Genomic DNA, 16698 nt, shown 5'->3' with positions numbered 1-16698 from the left:
CCACAAGGGGGGAGATTGGCAGCTGCGATGTCCTCCCTCAAGAAGGAAATTCTCCAGTGACCCAACTCCCCCATGCCGAAGACCTCGGCAGGGCGCGGACGGCTGCCGATTTTGCCGCCGTCATCGCCTTGCTCGACACCGACCTCAACAATGCGATCGCCCGCAAGGGCGAGCTGGAAACGGAAAAGTTTCACGCGATCTTCGGCGCCGGCAATTTGACGGCGGCGCGTGCCGCATTGGACGACTGCACCGCTGAAATTGCGCTGATCGAGAAAACCATCGAGGACGCGGACGAGCGCCGCGTTGGCGCCCCCCTGGACGAACCCCCCGCCGAACCCTGCGCTGACACGCCGCCGCACGGCGACGAGGTCAGGACAAACGCCGAGGCGCTCGGCGAGCGCTGGCGCACGGTCCACTGGCTGATCGAGCAACTGCGCCAGGAGCTGTTCGCGGCCGATGCCTTGAGCCGCGCCGTCACCGCCGCCAACGGCATGTTCGATGCCGAAGGTGGGGTCAAAGTCAACCTGACCACCATCCGGCGCACGGCCATGGCCGGCCCGCGGGCCACAGCACCCACGCGGCTCAGCCGCCCGGCGATCCAGGCCGACCGGCTGCTTTTGTCCTTCCTCAGTCCCGGCGGCGTGCTCGACCGGCGCCCTTCGATCGGCGCGCCGGTCGACGGCATCAAAAGCAAATTCATTCCCGCCGGCGAACGAGGCTGACCATGTGCACACTAGCTCTTATCGGCACGGCGCTTTCGGTCGGCGGCGCGCTAGCGGAAGGCCAGCAGTCCAGGCAGATGGCCGACTACCAGGCCAAAGCCTATGAACAGCAGGCGCGGGCCGACGCTCAAAGCTCGGCCTTCGAGCAGGGCCAGGAGCGCCACAAGCAGGACCTGCTGCAGGCGCAGGCGCGTGCCCAGGCCGGCGCTTCGGGCGTCGCCATGGCGGGATCGCCGACCGAGGTGCTGGCCGCCAATGCCAGGCAGGGCCAGCTCGACCTCAAGGCGATCCAGTACGGCTCGCAGCTGCGCCAGAACGGTCTCGGCACGCAGGCGGCGATCGCGCGCTTTTCCGGCAGGCAGGCGGTGGGCGCCTCGATCTTCAAGGCCGGCGGCAATCTCGTATCGGGCATCTCCGGGCTCTACGACCCGGCCAAGGCGGTGACGTTCGGCAGAAGCGCCTTCCCGCCGGCGCCGGGCGGAGGCCTCTACTGATGGCCACCATCCCGCTCCAGCTTGCCCAGCGCCGGCTCGATACCGGCACTGTGGCCTCCTATCCGAACGGCTCGCCGGTGGGCGCGGCCATGCAAGGCTTTGGCGACGAGCTCTCGGCGGTGGCCGAGCGCTTTCGGCAGCAGAAGCAGCAGCAGGATGCGTTCGACGCCGACATTATCGGCCGCGAGCTGAACGCACGCATCGCGCACGCCGAGGCCGTGGCGGTGCAGACCGCGCCGGCCGACGGCGGCGGCCTGCACGACTTCATGTATGGCCAGCTCGATCCGCGCAGCGACGGCGTCGTCAAGCCCGGCCTGTTCGACCAGATCTTCGACGACACCGCGGCCAAAGTGCCGGAGGGTGAACGCGCCAATTTCCTCGCGCAAAAGCAGGCGTTGCGGCTCGCCGGCTCGGCGCGCATGGCCGCGCAGCAGCACGCGCGGCGCCAGAACTACGAGCAGGCCGAATGGACCAAGGTCGAGGACGGCTACACAAGCGCCATCGCGCAGGGCGACCCGGACGATAGCGACACGTTCGAGGCGATCAGGCAGAGCGGGCTCGAACTGATCGGCAAGATGGGCAACCCGGCGGCCCGGCAGGCGGCCGAGGCTGCCTGGCGCGGCAACACCGCAAAGGCGCTTGCCCAGGCGATGATCGCGCGGGACCCGAAGCGCGCTGCGGAGGTGCTGGGGGCGGTGTTGGCCGCAACGGACGGCAAGACCAAGGACGATACCGTCGAGGCTGTGAGTGGGCCTCCGGCGGATGGAACTGCCGCACCGGCTTCGCTCCGTGACCGGGTAGGCAAGCTTACGCCGGACGAAAGGTCGGCGCAGGCCTTTGGGGACGACATTGCCCCCGAAGAGCGGCCAGGGTTGGTCCAGCAGGCCCGAGCCGCCGACGCGATGCGGCAAGTCGAAAAACGCACAAACATTATCCTGGCCGAGCAGAATGCGCCGGCCGACATCAGGGACAGTGGAACCTATTCCGGCCCGATCCCAACGCCGGAACAATTCGTCGCTCTCTATGGCGCTACCGAAGGCGCCGGGCGCTTCGAGGCGTTCAACAGGACCGTTGAGGTTAATCGCCAATTCCACGGCATGCGCGACCTGTCGAATAACGCCGTGCGGGCCATGGTCAAGGACGCCGACCCCACCGCAGATAGTTCAACGCCGGAAGTGGACAAGGCACGCCATGACGCTATCGCCGCCGCCGCGGACCTGACGTTCAAGGCCAGGCAGGCCGATCCGGGCGGCTATGTCCGCGAGGCATTCGCGAACCTTGATGCGGCCTGGAGCAACCTGTCGAAGCCGGGAGACTATCGGGCGGCGATCATTGGCTCCATCGCCGCCCAGCAACAGTTGGGTTTTGAGATCGCCCAGCCGCTACCCAACTCTGTCGCTGAGGACATTGTCGGCAGACTCAAGGCCCAGCCGCAACACCAGACCGCAGAGCTGCGCAATGTGTTCGCCGCGCTACCGAATCAAGCCGCGCGCGAAGCGGTGCTGAGCCACCTGTTTCAGACCAGCGCGTCCCAAACGGACAACAGCATCGCGGACAGGTCGGTCCGGGCAGCTGTAGTCGACCCGATGATGCTGCTCGATTTAGCCAACACTGTCGAGCCAGGACGATCGGTATCAAACGCGGAACTCACCAACTACTTACCGACGAATCAAGAGTGGCTCGGGAGATTGATAGCCGGCGACAGTGAGCGGGGGAGCCTATGGCGTCTTCTCGCGCAAAAACTCGTGGGCTCCGATGGGCTTGGCGAAGACAGCATCTCGGTGGCCGACTTCACGCCGTTGGGGACGTCATTTGCACTGGAGCGTCATTTGCACTGGAGAAGGCTGGAAATGCAGCGCTGGAAGGCAACTACGACCAAACACTGCTCAATGCCGCGGGCGCAATTCCTGGCGATAGGTTGGCGGTGGTGGCCCTGGAACGCGCCGCGGCGAAGATTGCCAAGCCCTGGGTAGAGAAACTCTCAATATTTTCGAGGCGGTCGACTGACCTAGTCGAAGGCGGCGAGGCACTTGTTCGTGGGGTCGATGCCGAAACCCTTAGGCACCAGCAAGCGCTTGCGCGCTCGGTCTCGCCACCAATCCCACGCCGGAAGACGCGAGCCGGTGAAATGTCCGATAGTGCCTTTGATACCGCGTTACTAGGTGCGATGCTTGCTAGGGATACGTCCAAAGTTAAACATGCCGGGGCGAAGGTTGGGTGGGCTCCATCCAAGGACTATCGAAAAACCTTTTTCGACGCGAATCCTAGTCTCAACAAAAGCGACTATATAGTGCATCATGGCGTCGAGCAGGGAGTTTTTAAAAGGTATCCCGGGCTTTTTGCAGAGCAAGAGCTGCATTCAATCGAGAATCTTCGTGGAATCCGGAACGAGTTCGACATAAATTTGCACCAGAAGGTCATTCGGAACGAGTGGGAATATTTCTATAAGAAAAACCCTCATGCTACTCGCCAGAAGGTCCTTGACTATGTTACTGGAATCGACAAGAAGTATGGACATTTGTTCTATCTACCAATAGGTGACTGATGAGATACTTTGACATTCTGCCCGATGTGGCCGGCGGATTGGGCGACGGCACTGTCATGGATACCAGTGTCCACCCTCCTATCGTGAGCAAGCTTGTGTACCAGATGGAGGGATGGATCGGTGATGTTCTTATAACAAGCTTTCCATGTTTCCTCGTGACGGAAGAGGCCGCGCACGCATTGTCAGAAATCGGCTTCACCGGAGCGGCATTCGCCCCTGTTGAAGTCATAACGTCCGAAGATTTTCGCGAACAGCAGCCCGAGGTAGAGCTTCCATCTTTCGTGTGGCTGAAGGTGAGCGGGAAGGCGGGTCACGATGACTTCGGCATCGCCAAGAACCTTGACCTCGTCTTATCAGAGCGAGTCTTCGATGTGTTTGATGAACGAGGTCTCCCTTCAGCTACCATCAAGCCGTTCGACATTTGGCATGAGCAGCGTTGAGCTTTGCGAGCCCATTCCGGTAGAGCCGTGCAGCGCACTCGCGACAAGCCTGTGCAGCGCTGAATATGGATGTGTCTCACGAGAAAGCGCTGGCCGACCGGGGGCACGCATCGTGCGAGAGCAGATCATATTAAACACCATAGCGATGCAGGAGACTATGCTCGCTGGGCAAGAAGAAGATGGCTCAAGCAAGAAATGAAAGGGAACACAAGTGGTCGAGCGAAATTATAGCGACGTCAAACCCGACTTGACTAGCGTCACCCGCTTGCCGTCGGCTGACAAAAGCACAGGCGATGAAGAGCTTGATGCTGCACGTCTGGAAGCCCGAAAATATCTTGAGTTTTATGACTGGTTTCAGACATCAAGGGAGAATATCTTGGGTATGGGCCGACGGCATAATATATATTTTCCTTTTCGAGATTGTACCTGGCAGGCCGGAATTGGATCCGTGGGTATGGGTGATCGTAGGCGATGTGCCTCCGACATACCTGACTTGTGAGGACGCCAAGACTCCATACGAGGCGCTGGATGGATATATCGGCGCCATGGAAGAGTGGGTCGAAGCTGCGCGACGGGGGGACCCGGTGGCGGATCTAATCCCGGTCGATGTGCCGGCTAGCCCAGCCAACGCCGAAATGTGGGTAGCCGTCTCAAGTTCCTTGATGAGAATGTGCTTCCGTTACTTCCGAAGTGATGTATCGGCGCTTCTCTGCAAGCGCCGTCAGCTAGCTAAAGGTTCTACCGTGCGGTGATCATCGGCAAGCCCCGAACTCGAGCAGCAAGCAGGCGCATTGCCCAGACTTTGATCGCAAAGAGCCGCGGCAAAGCAGCTTGGTTCAACCAGCTATACTAATCTTTTAGTGCTTTCACGATGCTGGCTTATGGCCCGCTAACCGCAGAGCGGTCAGTTGGCGGTGCCTTCTGGATCGCCCCCTGTTTCAGATGAAGGATTGACAGTTGCGCACAGACTCTTTTTCGACGATGGCAAGGATCGCTTTTCTGCTTACCTTGGCCGGTGTTCTCCTGCTCGCGCTTTCGCCGGTGCGGTTCCTGCAGGAGTTGGACATGGGCTTCGCCTTCCACCATGACAAGCTCAACCACGCCGCGGCGTTCGCAGCGCTGGCGGCGCTCGGAAGCCTCGGCTGGCCGGAACACAAGACGAGGCTGGTCGTGCTCCTCGCCATTACCGGCGCGGCGATCGAGCTGCTTCAGGGCGTGCAGCTGATCGCGCGCGATATGGATATCCTCGACTGGGTCGCCGACTGCGCCGGCATGGCCTGCGGGCTGGCGGCCATGAGCGGCACAAGAAGGCTTGTTGGCGGATTGCTATAGGCCGCGTTGCTCGCTGTCCGCAAAATCGTCCGTGAATACACCTGCCGCGCCGGATAACGCGGTGTCCGGCCGCCTAGCTTAGATTTCCCACCGCCAGCACCGAACCCCTTCCAGCCTCGCTTATGCGGGGCTTTTTTTATGGAGCAACCCCTCATGTCCCGACCTGCAACTGCCGCCGTTCGTCTCCTGACCGGCGAACGCGAACCCGTGCGCCTCGCAACCACGGCCGACATCCTCCTGCACGGCCTGCAGGCCATCGATGGCGTGCCGGCCGAAATCGGCGACCGCGTGCTGGTCAAGGACCAGGCCGACCCGACGCAAAACGGCATCTACACGGCGAGCGCAGGCGAATGGTTCCGTGCCGCCGACGCCCGCACCACGCGCACCCTGCAGAAGGGCACGACGGTTCACATCCAGATCGGATCGGTCAATGCCGACCGCGTGTTCGAATTCACGGCCGACGAGCCGGCCGTCGGCGCCGATGCCATCACCATCGCCGCATCCGTTCCGCCCGACATCGCCGACGTGGTCGAAGAGGTCGAAGCGCTGCGCGATGAAACCCAGGCCTTGAAGGATGCTGCGGAAACCAGCGCCGGCCAGGCATCGGCCAGCGCAGCCGCTTCCGCCGCGAATGCCAGCCAAACCACGGCCGACCGGGCTGCCACCAATTCCGATGCAGTCGCCGCGGCGGCCGCAGTCATCAGCGCCCAGGCCGCACGCGACGCTTCGCTCTACGGCAAGGGCATTTTCCCGACGACTGCGGCGGCAATCGGCTTCGGCGTCGTCGGCAATGGCGCAATCACGGCGGGCTCGGGCGGCGCCAATGGCACGTTCGACCTGGCGTTTGCCGGCGGCACAGGTTCGGGCGCGGCCGGCCGCTTCGTGGTGGCGGGCGGGGCGCTGACGCAGATACTGATCACGGCGCCGGGCTCCTACACGGTGGCGCCGACGTTCAGCTTCGGGGCGTCGGCGGGGCTGGCCGGCGCCGCGGCGGTGGCGGTAATGGGCAGGAATGTCGATGTCGGCGAGTATTTCTGGACGGAGGTCAGCGCCGGCTTGCTTGGCCTATTCCGAGTTGACGCCGGGCCGGTTGCAACCGACATAGGAGTTCGTTCATCGACGGCCAGCATTGTGACGAACGTCGATGCGCTGTCGCGCATAGAAGGGCTTGCGGTCACTACGATCAAGCTGACCGAGGGCACTGGTTCCGTCGCGCCGACCTGTTTCCGAACCTATACATTCTCGACTGGCGTCGTAGTCGAGCATGTCGTGACCGCCAGGGCATCCGAGCGCCGGCTGCTGCAGCTGCTTTCCAACGGGCCAGCTGTCTATACCGCCAATTTCGATCTGTCGGACGGTACCTGCACCGGTACCGGCCCGGCACTCACCAGCTTCTCTATGATCGCGCTGGGCGGTGGCGAGTACGAATGCAGAGTGGTAGTCACGCCGACTGCGAACGGCGCTGCCAACGTCCAGACGCGGTTTTCGCCGGCCGGCGTGTCCCCTTCACCGGCGATGGCGCCTCCGGCGTTTACGTGCGGAACATCGTCCTGCGGCTTCCGTCAACGACCACCAATCTGTTTCCGAGCAGCGACCCGACGAACGCCGTCTTCACCAAGACCAACTGCACAGCCGCAGCCGCGACCGTCCCGGAAGTCAGGGTGGTGCCGCAGTTGCAGGCGCTGGTCGACGTCATCGATGTGCTGGTCAATGGCCGGCTAACGGCCGACAAGATCATCGAGCAATCCGGTTCGGGCAGCCCGTCTGTATATCAGGCCATCGCATGGGTGATCGGTCAGACCTTCGTTTGGGATGTGTATGCCCAAAAGGCCGAGAGGACACGCCTTAACCTGTTTTCCAACGGGGCCTGCGCCTTCGACTGCACCTTCGATCTTGCAGGTGGCACCGCTTCCGGCAGCGGCGCGGCATTCGGCACCGTTTCGACGCAGGCGATCGGCGCCAACTGGTATCGTTGCCGGGTGACCGGCACTGCGAACGGCACCGGCATCGCCAATGTCCAGCATCGCGTGTTCCCGGCCGCCGGTGGCCATCCTTACGTCGGCGACGGCGTGTCGGGCCTCGGTCTCCAAAGCTCTAGCCTGAGCATCAACGGGGGCGCGAACATCCTCAATTCGCCGCGCGATTTTTCGTCCGCAGCCTGGATCAAGGCTGCTGGAATGCCGCCGGTTGCCGCCAACACCATCCGCTATGTCGGCGCGCTCGATCCGAGCGCGATTGACGCGGATGCCGACGACGGTCGGGCAGCGCTTGTCGGCAAGAAATGGACGCTGCTCGGTTCGAGCATCACAGCCCAGGCGTTCTATAGGGGACCGCTGGCCGTGAAGACCGGCATGGTTCCGACAAATCTTGCCTATAGCGGTGGGTCCCTGGGAATTGCCACCAATGGGCACTATGGGTCGCAAAAGATCTACGACCAGATTGCCCTTATTCCGGTAGATGCCGAGATCATCACTTTAGAGCCGGGTCCGAATAATTTCGGAGCGGCCGACGTAGTTCTAGGCGACCTGGGGGATCAAACCCTTGCTTCCGGCTTCACCGGGGCCATGATTGATGCCTTCAAGGCCATGCGCCTCCGAGCCCCTATTGCCAAGATCATATGCCTCGGTACTTACAGCGGTGGTCCTGGCCACGCTACTCATAGGCTTTTCAGGACAAACAGTCAGGGGAACACTCTCGACCAGTTCATGCGGAGGGAACGCGAGGTCTGTGAAATGATGGGGATGGGCTTCATCGACGTCGGCGGCGGCAGTGGTATCGGGTACCTGACCTCGACACTCTACATGTCGGACGAATTGCACCTCAACAGCGTCGGCGGGGAGAGATACGCCAGCTTCGTTGCCGATAAGCTGCGCGCGCTATCGCGGGTTGGATTCTTTGGCACTTGATCTAGTTGGAAATTTCGCTCGCTTGTGGCAGATACCGGTGGATGCGTATCTTCTCGACCGTCCTCGCTTTTCGCCGTCTCTTCTGGTCATGGATCGCCACCGGCGCTGCCAGGGAGAATGCGATCGTCGGACCCCGGACGCGGTTCGGTGCAGGGGCGGAAATCTTCAACATCCACGGCGACCGAGCGAGGGTTTCGATCGGTGCCGACAGCCATTTGGATGGACATTTGCAAATCTTCGCCCATGCAGGCCGCATCGAGATCGGCGATTGGTTCTACCTTGGACCCGGCTCAACGGTTTGGTCGTCTGATCCGGTGGGGATCAAGATCGGCAAGCGGGTGCACGTTTCATGGGGGGTCGCGATCCACGATACCAACTCGCATCCCATGGACCCTCGGAAGCGGTTTGCGCAAATGCAGGCCATCTTCAAGGAAGGTCACCCGCGCGTCGACCCCGGCATCCGATCGTCGCCAATTGTGATTGGAGATGACGTCTGGATCGGCAATAGCGCCATGATCATGAAGGGTGTCACCATCGGCGATCGGGCTATTATCTCGGCCGGGTCAATTGTTCGATACGACGTTCCGGCCGATGCATTGGTGCGGCCAGCAGACCTAGTGAAGTGATGCCTGTCGCTGCCGCTCATCAACGGGGGTCGTGCCGTCGTATCGCACTGCATGTCGAGCCGGTCGTCCAGTCTACATTTCTCGTCTCGATCTCAGGGCGCTTCGATAAAAGGCATATGCTTGATGCGCTCCCATTGGTCTTTAGCCGTAGTTCTAGACCAGCGGTTACGCAGGACGTTCTCTCGATAGGCCTGGGCAGGCTCTAATTCCGGTATGTCCGAAGCGTCAGGTAAGAAGAACGCGTTCGCGCCGGCGGCCGAGACGGCAACGAGCTTGTAGTCGTGCGTCTTGCATAGCTTGGTCAGGGCGGTGATCGATGCACCGTGATACCAGCCGCTGTCATGCTTGGCCGTGCGGTCGAACGCGAGATCATAGGGCACGGTGATTGGGTTGAGACCGAAACTGGCATTGTACTCCGCGACAATGACAGCCGGACGCACTGGCAGCAGGGCTTGCAGAAACCAGTAGTCGTTGCCGTCGACGTCGACGGAAAGCACTCCAAGCTGTGGAAAATGCGTGGCGAGGTTTTTGATGTTGTCAAGATCGATGAAGCTCTGGCGCACTTCGATCCGCTTTGGAAGCAGCGAGCGGGCCAACCGCACGGTCGTTGCGTCGCCGTCGACGAGCAGACCCCTGAAGTCGCTAAGCCCAATGCAGTTGTATTCCGTGGGATGAAAACCAAACTCCAAGAATGTTTTCGGGCTTTGACCAACGATCCGCGACAGGATCACGCTCTCGTCGGATTGTGGAGACCCACCAAGGTGAGCTTTTGCGAGGTGAAAACAATAGCGGAGCGGGGTTGCGCGAAGAAAGGCATGCACGCGCGACTGGACATTCATCGCTAGATGACTCCTCGATCGCCCGCCCGCAGCAAATTATTTGCAACAAACAGCGACGGTTTGCAACCTTGCGCAACGACCGCGACCGCCTGCCAGACGCTTCGTTCGAACCGCCGAAAAGAAGAACTGCGCTCGAGAGCGGCGCGAGTCGCATCTGCAAAGGCATTTGACCGGAAAAGGCGCTCCGGCTGAGGTTGATGGCCGAGGCGCCGAGACTACCAGAGCGTTTCACTAACCTGCAAAGCTGTCGGCTCAGGAACGCCTTGCGATCGGAACATTGGCGCTAAATTGGGTGAGCTGCTGTCGTGCAATGCCTTGCCGCAGATGGCGCAGATTCAGCAGTTGCGCTTGTTGAGGGTGGGATTCTGCGGTTTGTCGCTTCAAGCCGGTTCCACCTATAAAGCTTTCGCGACGCAACCATAGTCCTACGGCGACCCTTGCTCAGTTCCTCTGGCGAACCTGTTGGGATAAAGGTCGGTCCTTAGCCTTCTGATGGCAGCAAGGGCCCCTGTGGTTCCGCATCTGAGATGGGCGCTTTTACGATATCTGGCGCAGCGCGGCGCGCTTTGCTGCCATAGTCGATCTTCTTCGACTGCTTCTTGGCCCACTCTTCGACAAAATACCAGAGCAACAAAGCCGCGCCGAAACACGCGGCAAGCGCAATAGCCGATGCCAGCCATGGGGAGCCGGGGAACACCCGCTCGGATAGTTTTACGAACCTCATGCCGATAGGGACGTGCACGAGGTAAAGCGAATACGAGATCATCCCGACCCTGCTGAACAGGGACGACGCCGGCACCCAAGAGATTGCAATCGCAGTCGAGGCTAGAAGACAGGTGATTGCCCGCTCCGGTCCAAGCGTCCACCATACCACGGCGCAAAGGGCAGCGATCCCGACGCAGAACGTGTTGAGGTCAACCCGCTTCGTCTAGAACATGAAGGTCAGAATGCCGGTGCCGAACACGCTCAAATGGGGCGGCAGGAATTCGACATATCCGGTGCTCACGATAGAGAGCGCGGCAAACCCGCCAAGCATTGCCAAGCCTGCAGTCCTGCTGCTGACCAGGATCGGAAAGAGCAGTCCTATCACCACGTAATATTGAAACTCGATAGCCAGCGTCCAGAACGGTCCGCTAAGCCAAGGCTGACCCACGAAGGCGTTCACATAGCCGATATGCAAAAGCACGTTGGTGACGGTGTAGGGAGGATGCGAGGTGTTGAGTTGCGGGATGTGAGCCAGCGCCACGCCGCTGATCAGGATGAAGGCGATCGTCACGAAGTAGGGCGGTTCGAGGCGGACCATGCGCCGGGCAATGAAGCGGAAATAGCCGCTGATCTTGTGCCCAGCGAGGTCCATCGACAGCGGAACGATAAAGCCTGAAATCACGAAGGACAGCGGCACGCCCATGCGGCCATAGCTCCACACGTCATCGACGCCGTTTCCAATCCCGGCAGTACCGACGACATGGAAGACACACCATGAGAGCCGTGATGCCTCGAAGGGCATCTAGTGTCTGGTTGCGCATTCTTCCCCGCTGTGAGTTCGTCGCTAAGCCGCAAGGTGTGCCATCCGGCAATTGAATGCGCAACGTCAATTGCTATTCTGGCGCGGCTTCGCAGGGAGAAACGCCCTAATCTGTTCCGCCCATAAAGTATATGCGGCTCCCGTAATATGCGTGCCATCGACTGAATATTTCAGCAGCAAGACGCCATTCGGCGCAAGGGTCGCATTGAGGTCCAGATAGTCGCAGACCGAGCCGGAACATTGGGCTTGCAGCTTGCGGTTCAGCTCAGCGGTGGCTTCATTTATTTTGGGATATCGGTCGCTTCGGAACAGTGTAGATTGAACCACTACCGCTTTGGAGCCAGCGCTTTGATGATCCTGTTGTAGCGCCCGAAGGTCCCATTCGCGTCTAGCCTGATCGTGAAGTCATTCGTGCCGATCATCACGAAGGCAATATCGGCATCGACGCGGGAAAGTTCATCGGTTCGAGCCAGAAGGCCGGCTGTAGACGCCGCGGTTGATGATCCGGTAATCAGGAAAGATCGCGTCCCAATCGCCCATTTCCGTGATCGAGTCGCCGATCATCACAGCGTCACCAGAACTCCGGCGGGCCGCAAAGATGCTGTTGCGGGCCGCCTGATACGTGGTTGCCGGAACGCTTACCGCTTCAGGCCAGATGGAAGCCTTTAGCGGCATGTAGCCCCAATGACCGAACGCCGAGCCGGCGAGGAACCCGGCAACAAGGATGGAAGTCTTTCGCATCCTTAGCCCCTACGTGAAATCCCGAAACATCAGGGTGGCTCAAGCAGGCCCCCTACCGGCTAGAGCCCTAACTGCTCGGGCCGACCAGTCCTTGAGCCCTCTGGAACCTCTCATGATCGCCGAAAGCTTTAGATGCCCAAGGGCAGTAATTCAATATAGCCTTCCACAACATTGGAGGGTGACCACGGGCACTGCGTCCCAGGAGGACCTGCGAAGCGCGCATCACCGATCGCATATCCCGGGCGTCGGGGCATTGATCGGCATCGGCGACGACGAAATTCGTGCCGAATCAAAAGGCCATCCGAGTAGCCAATCCCTGTGAAAATAGGAACCTAACAACCTACCCGCGAGGGCGGAGCTGACTGGAGCGCTCTGCTCGTCGCAGTAGCATTTAATCTCGCGGGAGGATCGGGTCCCTCGCTAGCCAAACAATCTGCCTAGACATTTAGAGTCACGACAGCAGAAAAAAGCCGAGCAAAACCGCGAACACTGCGTCCGCCGCCGCCAGCGGCTAGCGCCTGCTGTCCTGCGGCTTCTCGTGAGATTCCTGGCCTTTCGACCACCAGACAAAATACAGCGAGCCCATCTTCATCACGGGAACGCGGCGGTCGCGTTCCCGGGCGCGCAACTCACGATAGGTCTTCATCTTCAGAGTGCCGCCCGGCAGCCTGATACGCACTGCCATCGGTCCAACTCCCGTTGTGCAACGCAGCAATTGTGTGCAATGCGGTAAGTAGAGACCTTCCGTTACGGAAGAGTCAACAGCAGCATCATCAACTTATTTTGCGAGCTGGCTCGCGGAGGCTTCGCGGCGCCGGGCGGGCAGGCGCATGCCCGGACGAAAGGAGCTTCATCCTGGCGACTGATCGTCAATCAGGCGCTGGCGGTTCGACCACCATGTGAAATAAACCCGGCCGAGCCTGACGACGGGTATGCGGCGGGCGCGTTCGCGATCGCGCAATTCGCGATACACCTTCACCTTCAGCGTGCCGCCAGGCATCCTGATACGCACCGCCATCGATTCCGCCACCCCATTGTGCAATACAGCACCAGAGACCTTCCGTCGCGGAAGAGTCAACGCCTGCCCGCTGACTATTTTTGGGATTTGGCGAGCGGTCCTGGAGGTTTGGCGCGCGCAGGGCGGTTCCTGATCCTGCACAAAGGCGCCAGCGCCCAGTCGGGGATCGTCTGGTGCGCGGGCTATTTCCTGGGCGGGGGTTTCTTGGGCGAGGATGGGCGATCGGACACGCTGCTCGGCCACCAGATGACGAAGTAATTGCCGACCTGCCAAACCGGCACCTCGCGCTTCTGCTCGCGGCGCCGCAGCTCGTCGCTTTTCTTGATCTTCAAAGTCCCGCCTGGAAGCCTGATTCTTATCGTCACGTGTCCTCCCGCACCCCCTACAGGTACGAACGATATACGCGAACAGTTTCATCCGGCTAAGCAATTTCATGCAGGCCAGAGCCATTTCGGGGCCGGTACAGCGGGTCGGACCGGCGCGAGATCGCCGAAACCGGCTCTATTTGAAGAAATCCGCAATGCCGTTGATGGCCAGCACCGCATAGACGATCGGTCCGGCGATAAACGCACAATAAAGGCAGAGGATCGCCGCCAGCACCGCGAGCAGCGGCTTGTCGCGACCGACGGCACGGAGCTCGGACCTCACCGACCAGCGCGCCGCAGCGGTTTGTTCATCATCAGGCATGTGCACCATCCCGCGCCCATTTCACACGGCGGGTCGAAAACATCAACCTTCCTTGCCACGGCAACATCGGCACGCGCTGCCGCCCAATTCTGCTTTGCCGCCACGCATCCGTTTTTCAACCTCAAAACCTGCCCACAAGGGCGGAAAGGACTGCCCATGGACCTTTCATTCAAGGGCGCCGCGAGGCGCCTCGATGACATAGACTTGCCGAAACTCGGCGCCCGGATCGGCGTCGGCGAGGACGAGATCCACGCGTTCCTCGATGTTGAAACCAGCGGGCACGGCTTCGACGCCGTTGGCCGGCCGGTTATCCTGTTCGAACCGCACGTCTTCTACCGTAACCTGTCGGGTGCCAAGCAGGCACAAGCGGTAGCCGCCGGCCTCGCCTATCCTAAGTGGGGCGAGAAGCCCTATCCCAGGGATAGCTACCCACGGCTCAGGGCAGCTTGTGCGATCGACGAAACCGCGGCGCTCAAATCCGCCTCGTGGGGCTTGGGCCAGGTTCTCGGCGAGAATTTCAAGGCGGCCGGCTTTCCTACCGTGCAGGCGATGGTCGAGGCGATAATGGCGGACGAGGCGCTGCAGCTCGGCGCGGCGATCGATTTCATTGTCGAGAAGCGGCTCGACGACAATCTGCGCAATCATGACTGGGCGGGATTCGCCAAGGGCTACAACGGCGCCGGCTATCGCAAGAACGCCTACGATACGAGGCTTGCCGAGGCCTATCGCAAATGGTCGCGCATCAAGGATACGCCGTGGCCGTCTGCCGGTCCGGTGTCATCCGCGGTTGTCCCTCAGCCTGCAGCTCCGCCAGAGCCAGCGAAGCCGGTTGCCGTTCCACAACCGACCGCCTTGCCCGCGCCCTCTGCGCGTCCTGTGGCCGTCGCCAAGCCCGGCTCCTGGGCAGCGCTGACCGCAGCCATCCTCAAACTATCAGCCATCCTCAAACTGTTTGGAAGGAAATGACATGTGGACCCGGATCAAGAGCTTTTTCTGCGACAGCGAGACAATATTCTGGGCGCGGCTTCAGGCGGCCATCGGCGTCATCGCGATGATCGTCACCTATGTCGACCCGCAGGTTCTTTCGCCGATTATCCCGGGGGAACGGTTCCCCTGGTTTCTTGTGATTAACGGCGTTTTGACCGAGTTCCTGCGCCGCCGCCGCGCGGAGGATTTATGATGGCCGCACTCCTCGCCATTCTCAGCGCCATCATCGGCAACAAGGTCGTCATGACGGTATTCGCCGCTGTGGCAGGCGGCATCGGCCTTTACGTTGCCGGCGGCATCAACCGGGCGAAGAAAGAAGCGGCCAAACAGGCCGAGGCAAAAATCGCGGCCGCCGAAGACCGCCTCGAAATGAACCGTGAGGCCGCCGCCGAAGGGCGCAAGGCGGCCGGCATGACCGATGCGGCAGCAAGAGCGGAGGCTGGGAAATGGGCAAGGCGCTGATCCTCTGCCTGGTGCTCGCCGGCTGCACGACAACCACGCCGGCCGGCAATCCGCGCCAGGTCTGGTGCGACCACAACCAGCCGCGCCGGCCATCGGCGGCCGTCGTCGCCGCCATGACCCGGCCCGAGCTCGACGAGATGAACGCCTTCAACGGCCAGGGCGCCAGATGGTGCGGGTGGACGCCATGATGCACGAGCTGCTCGACGTTCTGGGCATCAAGGCACCGGTGTTGGTCGCCGGCCTTTCCGGCGGCATTTTGCGGGCCTTGTCGCGGCACCGCTACAAGGTCCGCGAGATGGTGGCCTCGCCGATCTGCGGCGCGCTGGCGGCCGCCTATCTGACGCTGCCGGTCGTGCATTATTTCCGCGCCGCCGGCCTGCCCATCCCCTCCCCGGACGACGACACCACGACGCTGGCCGCGGCTTTTCTAATTGGCGTATCGGCGATGTGGATCTCGGATATCGTCTTCGAGGTGATCGTGCGCCGGTTCGGGCCGGTGAAGGAGGAGTAAGCCGCCCAAGCTGACAAAAGAGTGATGTTTATTTGAGCCCGCCGCGCCGAAAGGTGCGGCGGGCTTTTTGCATTTTCCCTGGCATTCTGTACGATCTTTCCTTCGCGACAGGGCGGCTCGATCCGACGCCTGCCAGACCAAGATGCGCGTTAGGCTTCACGGGAGATGGTGTCATGCTTGCCAGAGTCCTGACACAAGCGGCAGTCCTGACAGCCGGGGCGCTTCTGTTTGCCGCGACGGCCTACGCCCGGCCGGACAGCCGCGCGATGACGTGCGAACAGACACAGCTACTGATCCAGAGGCATCGCTCGGTGGTGCTCACCACCGGACGGAACACCTACGACCGATACGTCCGCCGATTCGGCAATGAATGCGACTGGCCGCAGGTGCCGGGCGCCGCTTATATCAAGACGCGTGACGGTCAATGTCTGGTCTATCGCTGCCAGGAGCCGGTCTTCGACCTCCCGAATTGAAAGCAGGGGCTTTTTCATCGGGCCGCCGACGCGGGACAGCGAGGGCAGTGCGAAAGGCGGTGGCTCATTCTTCGTCGAAAGGACCACCTTCACGTGCGAGATCGCGTGAAATAACGCGTTCATCGGTATCGTCCGGCAAGGCCTCGTCGCTTTCCTGGTAAGCGTTATCGTCGTCCTCCTCCGGCAGTTCGCCGTCTTTCTCGACGTCGTAACGGATGTCGCCGTTTTGCGGCACGCCGTCTGGGAGGATTCTCCCGCTCCGGATGGCATCCCAGTCCTGCTGCTGGATGGTCGGGCTCTCCGTCTCGTCGTCGGTTCGTTCTTTCCTGCGCGGTTCCATCGCTGGTTCTCCATAATGTCGGCGGCCCTGAACTGGCTCAGTGGTTGAAC

The 16698-nt window shown here is 61.2% G+C and carries 23 protein-coding genes; 14 read left to right on the top strand and 9 right to left on the bottom strand.

The window, feature by feature from the left end:
• Positions 1–56: 56 nt before the first annotated feature.
• From NKH01_RS16550 to NKH01_RS16510, 8 genes are all read left to right on the top strand, one after another.
• On the top strand, positions 57–722 hold the full coding sequence (locus tag NKH01_RS16550) for a hypothetical protein (protein ID WP_352844572.1): 666 nt from the start codon (positions 57–59) through the stop codon (positions 720–722).
• A 2-nt stretch (positions 723–724) separates the two neighbouring features.
• Positions 725–1216, top strand: coding sequence for a hypothetical protein (locus NKH01_RS16545; RefSeq protein WP_352589734.1), 492 nt, complete (start codon positions 725–727; stop codon positions 1214–1216).
• Complete coding sequence (locus tag NKH01_RS16540; protein ID WP_353021192.1) at positions 1216–3189, top strand: hypothetical protein; 1974 nt, start codon at positions 1216–1218, stop codon at positions 3187–3189. The genes NKH01_RS16545 and NKH01_RS16540 overlap by 1 nt, the downstream gene beginning before the upstream one ends.
• The gene (locus NKH01_RS16535) at positions 3144–3761 is read left to right on the top strand and encodes a hypothetical protein (protein ID WP_353021189.1); all 618 of its coding nucleotides are present in this window, start codon (positions 3144–3146) and stop codon (positions 3759–3761) included. Before NKH01_RS16540 ends, NKH01_RS16535 begins: the two co-directional genes overlap by 46 nt.
• Positions 3761–4201, top strand: a complete 441-nt coding sequence (locus tag NKH01_RS16530) for a hypothetical protein (RefSeq protein ID WP_023723056.1) — start codon at positions 3761–3763, stop codon at positions 4199–4201. Before NKH01_RS16535 ends, NKH01_RS16530 begins: the two co-directional genes overlap by 1 nt.
• A 957-nt stretch (positions 4202–5158) precedes the next feature.
• Positions 5159–5533 carry a hypothetical protein gene (locus tag NKH01_RS16525; RefSeq protein ID WP_353021187.1) on the top strand — a complete coding sequence of 125 codons (375 nt, stop codon included), beginning with the start codon at positions 5159–5161 and terminating at the stop codon, positions 5531–5533.
• Between the two features lie 1427 nt (positions 5534–6960).
• Positions 6961–8439, top strand: coding sequence for a phage head spike fiber domain-containing protein (locus NKH01_RS16515; protein WP_502912637.1), 1479 nt, complete (start codon positions 6961–6963; stop codon positions 8437–8439).
• Between the two features lie 41 nt (positions 8440–8480).
• A complete protein-coding gene (locus NKH01_RS16510; protein ID WP_352589740.1) occupies positions 8481–9065 on the top strand; it encodes an acyltransferase in 585 nt (194 codons plus the stop codon).
• A gap of 92 nt (positions 9066–9157) precedes the next feature.
• Here the strand turns inward: NKH01_RS16510 and NKH01_RS16505 are convergent, their stop codons facing one another.
• From NKH01_RS16505 to NKH01_RS16470, 8 genes are all read right to left on the bottom strand, one after another.
• The gene (locus tag NKH01_RS16505; protein WP_352496029.1) at positions 9158–9904 is read right to left on the bottom strand and encodes a hypothetical protein; all 747 of its coding nucleotides are present in this window, start codon (positions 9902–9904) and stop codon (positions 9158–9160) included.
• A gap of 481 nt (positions 9905–10385) precedes the next feature.
• Positions 10386–10670 (bottom strand): acyltransferase family protein, encoded by a 285-nt coding sequence (locus NKH01_RS16500; RefSeq protein WP_353021182.1) that lies wholly within the window; start codon positions 10668–10670, stop codon positions 10386–10388.
• 162 nt (positions 10671–10832) lie between these two features.
• On the bottom strand, positions 10833–11411 hold the full coding sequence (locus tag NKH01_RS16495; RefSeq protein WP_353021180.1) for an acyltransferase family protein: 579 nt from the start codon (positions 11409–11411) through the stop codon (positions 10833–10835).
• Positions 11412–11885: 474 nt separating this feature from the next.
• Positions 11886–12170, bottom strand: coding sequence for a hypothetical protein (locus NKH01_RS16490; protein WP_353021177.1), 285 nt, complete (start codon positions 12168–12170; stop codon positions 11886–11888).
• Between the two features lie 511 nt (positions 12171–12681).
• Positions 12682–12855, bottom strand: a complete 174-nt coding sequence (locus NKH01_RS16485; RefSeq protein ID WP_352788670.1) for a hypothetical protein — start codon at positions 12853–12855, stop codon at positions 12682–12684.
• 165 nt (positions 12856–13020) lie between these two features.
• Positions 13021–13188: a hypothetical protein gene (locus NKH01_RS16480; RefSeq protein WP_352589751.1), complete on the bottom strand. Its 168-nt coding sequence runs from the start codon at positions 13186–13188 to the stop codon at positions 13021–13023.
• Positions 13189–13370: 182 nt separating this feature from the next.
• Positions 13371–13520 carry a hypothetical protein gene (locus NKH01_RS16475; RefSeq protein WP_352917611.1) on the bottom strand — a complete coding sequence of 50 codons (150 nt, stop codon included), beginning with the start codon at positions 13518–13520 and terminating at the stop codon, positions 13371–13373.
• A 169-nt stretch (positions 13521–13689) separates the two neighbouring features.
• The gene (locus NKH01_RS16470; RefSeq protein WP_023723040.1) at positions 13690–13875 is read right to left on the bottom strand and encodes a hypothetical protein; all 186 of its coding nucleotides are present in this window, start codon (positions 13873–13875) and stop codon (positions 13690–13692) included.
• 156 nt (positions 13876–14031) lie between these two features.
• Here NKH01_RS16470 and NKH01_RS16465 point away from each other — a divergent pair, with 156 nt between their 5' ends.
• The 6 genes from NKH01_RS16465 (at position 14032) to NKH01_RS16440 (ending at position 16308) form a co-directional block, all read left to right on the top strand.
• The gene (locus NKH01_RS16465; protein WP_353021174.1) at positions 14032–14841 is read left to right on the top strand and encodes an N-acetylmuramidase family protein; all 810 of its coding nucleotides are present in this window, start codon (positions 14032–14034) and stop codon (positions 14839–14841) included.
• 1 nt (position 14842) lies between these two features.
• Positions 14843–15055: a hypothetical protein gene (locus tag NKH01_RS16460; RefSeq protein ID WP_353021171.1), complete on the top strand. Its 213-nt coding sequence runs from the start codon at positions 14843–14845 to the stop codon at positions 15053–15055.
• The gene (locus NKH01_RS16455) at positions 15055–15324 is read left to right on the top strand and encodes a hypothetical protein (RefSeq protein WP_353021169.1); all 270 of its coding nucleotides are present in this window, start codon (positions 15055–15057) and stop codon (positions 15322–15324) included. Before NKH01_RS16460 ends, NKH01_RS16455 begins: the two co-directional genes overlap by 1 nt.
• The gene (locus NKH01_RS16450; protein WP_352858050.1) at positions 15309–15512 is read left to right on the top strand and encodes a hypothetical protein; all 204 of its coding nucleotides are present in this window, start codon (positions 15309–15311) and stop codon (positions 15510–15512) included. The genes NKH01_RS16455 and NKH01_RS16450 overlap by 16 nt, the downstream gene beginning before the upstream one ends.
• Positions 15512–15835 (top strand): hypothetical protein, encoded by a 324-nt coding sequence (locus NKH01_RS16445; RefSeq protein WP_036245970.1) that lies wholly within the window; start codon positions 15512–15514, stop codon positions 15833–15835. The genes NKH01_RS16450 and NKH01_RS16445 overlap by 1 nt, the downstream gene beginning before the upstream one ends.
• Positions 15836–16008: 173 nt before the next feature.
• Positions 16009–16308, top strand: a complete 300-nt coding sequence (locus NKH01_RS16440; protein WP_352481618.1) for a hypothetical protein — start codon at positions 16009–16011, stop codon at positions 16306–16308.
• Positions 16309–16372: 64 nt separating this feature from the next.
• On the opposite strand, the gene NKH01_RS16435 is transcribed toward NKH01_RS16440, so the two are convergent.
• Entirely contained in the window at positions 16373–16648 is a 276-nt protein-coding gene (locus tag NKH01_RS16435; RefSeq protein WP_023723033.1) for a hypothetical protein, read from the bottom strand.
• Positions 16649–16698: the final 50 nt, after the last annotated feature.

Origin of the sequence: Mesorhizobium sp. M1403, from assembly GCF_040317695.1 — a bacterium.
Taxonomy (GTDB): Bacteria; Pseudomonadota; Alphaproteobacteria; order Rhizobiales; family Rhizobiaceae; genus Mesorhizobium.
This window is presented reverse-complemented; position numbering and strand designations above follow the sequence as displayed.